2 protein-coding genes and 1 pseudogene are annotated in these 1744 nt (G+C 73.3%); 2 read left to right on the forward strand and 1 reads right to left on the reverse strand.

Annotated elements, in window-relative coordinates; all coding sequences use genetic code 11:
- A partial coding sequence (locus tag NBM05_RS15235; protein WP_254169182.1) for a DUF4232 domain-containing protein occupies nt 1-566 on the forward strand: 566 nt, incomplete at its 5' end.
- A 12-nt stretch (nt 567-578) separates the two neighbouring features.
- Here NBM05_RS15235 and NBM05_RS15240 read toward each other — a convergent pair.
- The gene (locus NBM05_RS15240) at nt 579-1181 is read right to left on the reverse strand and encodes a malonic semialdehyde reductase (RefSeq protein ID WP_254169184.1); all 603 of its coding nucleotides are present in this window, start codon (nt 1179-1181) and stop codon (nt 579-581) included.
- Between the two features lie 157 nt (nt 1182-1338).
- On the opposite strand from NBM05_RS15240, the pseudogene NBM05_RS15245 reads away from it, so the two are divergent.
- Nucleotides 1339-1566, forward strand: a pseudogene (locus NBM05_RS15245) (DEAD/DEAH box helicase); the annotation flags it as partial.
- Nucleotides 1567-1744 lie beyond the last annotated feature (178 nt).

Raw genomic sequence — 1744 nt, forward strand, 5'->3', positions numbered from 1 at the left:
CGTCGAGCGCGTCCCCGTCCGCCTCGCCCTCGGCCGCTCCGTCCGGCTCGGCCACTGCCTCGAGCTCGTCCGCGCCGTCTGGCTCTGCCACGGCGTCGGGTTCGGCCACGGCGTCGGGCTCCGCTCCCGCCGCGCCGCCGGACGCCGCGGCCGAGTGCGCGACCACCGACCTGCGCATCGCCGTCGAGTCCCAGGAGGGCGCGGCCGGCTCCACCTACTACTCGATCGTGATGACCAACGGCGGCGGCTCGGAGTGCTCGATCTCCGGGTACCCCGGCGTCAGCTTCGTCAACGCCGACGACGCCCCGATCGGCGCAGCCGCCGCGCCCGCCAGCGACCTCTCGGGCTCGGCGCAGACGCTCGAGCCGGGCGACTCGGCCGAGGCCACCCTGCGCAGCACCCAGGCGGACCTCTACGGCGCGACGTGCCAGAAGCAGAACGCCACCGGCCTGCGGGTGACCGCGCCGGGCGACGATTCGTCGCTCACGGTCGCCTTCCCCCTGAGCGCGTGCGCCAACCCCGAGGTGCAGCAGCTCTCCGTCAGCCAGGTGGGCGCGGGCTACTAGGCCGACGCGGCCTCACAGGGTGCGGGTCGACTCCTCGAAGGTGAAGCGGGGGCCGCGTCCGTGCCCCGGCTCCACGCCCTTGCCGATGTTGACCACGACCAGCGAGCGGAGCCCCTGGTCGGCCAGCAGGTCGGCGTTCAGGCCCGCGGCGTCGAACCCGGTCATGGGGCCGGCGTCGAGGCCCATCGCGCGGACGGCCATGATGAAGTACCCCACCTGGATGAAGGCGTTGTCCCGGCCCGCGGCGTCGGCGAAGTCGGCGTCGTCCAGGTACATCTGGCCGATCTGGGGGCGGGCGGGGAGGAACTCGGCGAAGCGGTGGTGCCACGTCTCGTCCACCGCGAGGACCGCGACCATCGGCGCGGCCTCGGACTTGGCCTTGTTCCCGGAGGACAGGTGCGAGACCAGGCGCTCGCGGGCCTCGCCCCGGGGGACCCACACGATGCGCAGGGGCTGGGAGTTGAAGGCCGTCGGGCCCATCTTGGTCAGGTCGTAGATGCCGCGCAGCTGCTCCTCGGTCACCTCGACGTCCTCGAAGGCGCTCACGGTGCGACCGTCGAAGAGGGTCCGGGTGTCCTCGGGGCTGAGCTGGGTGTCCACGGTGAGTTCGGTCATGGGGTGTCGCTTCCTTGTCGTTCGCTCGATGAATTGCTTTACAGGTAAACGGATCGGGGTCGGGGAGTATTCCCGGGCCCGGGGAAGCCGTTCCGCTCACCGCCGCAACGGGCCCGGATCGGGTGCCGCCGGGTCCGCCGCCCGGCACAATGGTGACATGTCGTCCGCGATCGAACAGTTCAGCCCCGCCACCCGCGAGTGGTTCGTCGGCGCCTTCTCGCAGCCCACGACGGCGCAGGACCAGGCGTGGTCGGCCATCTCGGCCGGGAAGCACACGCTCGTGGTGGCGCCCACCGGCTCCGGCAAGACGCTGGCGGCCTTCCTCTGGGCGCTGGACCGGCTGCTGACGGGGGACGCGGGGCGGGGCGGCGCGGCGGCGCCGGGGGGGGGGGGGGGGAGGTCGCACAGCTGACCTCGACCACCCCCGCCTACCCCCCCCGCCTCGAGCAGGGGCGGATCCGCGCCTCCGCGGCGGTGCTGACCACCCTGGCCGAGGTCCTCCAGCTCGACGAGGACCAGCGCACCTACCTCTTCAGCCTGGCGGGGAAGACCTCGACGCGGGC

It is taken from the genome of Rothia santali (assembly GCF_024199905.1).
Classification (GTDB): Bacteria; Actinomycetota; Actinomycetes; order Actinomycetales; family Micrococcaceae; genus Rothia; species Rothia santali.

What these genes read in the sequence shown, in the direction of transcription:
- NBM05_RS15240 (WP_254169184.1), bottom strand. Translation starts at nt 1,181, where the DNA reads ATGACCGAACTCACCGTGGACACCCAGCTCAGCCCCGAGGACACCCGG.